1 protein-coding gene is annotated in these 534 nt (G+C 50.4%); it reads right to left on the bottom strand.

From position 1 onward, the window contains the following. Positions 1-144 precede the first annotated feature (144 nt). The gene (locus RX395_RS09895; RefSeq protein WP_148336321.1) at positions 145-306 is read right to left on the bottom strand and encodes a transposon-encoded TnpW family protein; all 162 of its coding nucleotides are present in this window, start codon (positions 304-306) and stop codon (positions 145-147) included. Positions 307-534 lie beyond the last annotated feature (228 nt).

Genomic DNA, 534 nt, shown 5'->3' with positions numbered 1-534 from the left:
GCTCCATATCGTCCCGCGAAGTGATGCGGGTGATCTGAGGCAGGATGAAAGCGGAAAGCCGGACAGCGGCGCTCAATAAAATGCTCTTGGCTGTCTTTCCAGAGACGAAAAGTCAAGGACTTTTTCATCAAATTCAAAAAGAAGTTACATTTTGCGGACTTCCTCACGCAGCAGACGCTTGATTTTGTCCTCCATCGTCTCTTTTGCGGTCTCGCTGAAATGGACACGGACGATATAGGTGGTCTTGCCAATCTGCTTTCTGACAGTCGGGCAAGTGGCGGTGTTGGTTGCGGTATTGTTGTTCATTCAAAATCCTCCTGTAAATGAAAAATGCCCGGTGACTGTTCATCATCGGGCGGTGTCGGTATGAGGGAACAAGGCAAGGCGGCAACACTAAGGTATCTATAAAAACCTTGCCGTCTTTGCCACGCTTGCCGTGTTCCTGCTGTCAGTCTCGGAGATAGCAGACCCATGCTGTGCCGTCTTTCTCGGTCACAAGCCTGTCTCCGATACGGCTTTTTGCCGTTCTCATGG

Origin of the sequence: Collinsella aerofaciens, from assembly GCF_032584215.1 — a bacterium.
Taxonomy (GTDB): Bacteria; Actinomycetota; Coriobacteriia; order Coriobacteriales; family Coriobacteriaceae; genus Collinsella.
The sequence above is the reverse complement of the archived record's forward strand: the minus strand, read 5'-3'. Positions and strand labels throughout refer to the sequence as shown.

Coding starts and splice junctions, on each gene's coding strand:
- RX395_RS09895 (WP_148336321.1), bottom strand. CDS start 306: ATGAACAACAATACCGCAACCAACACCGCCACTTGCCCGACTGTCAGA.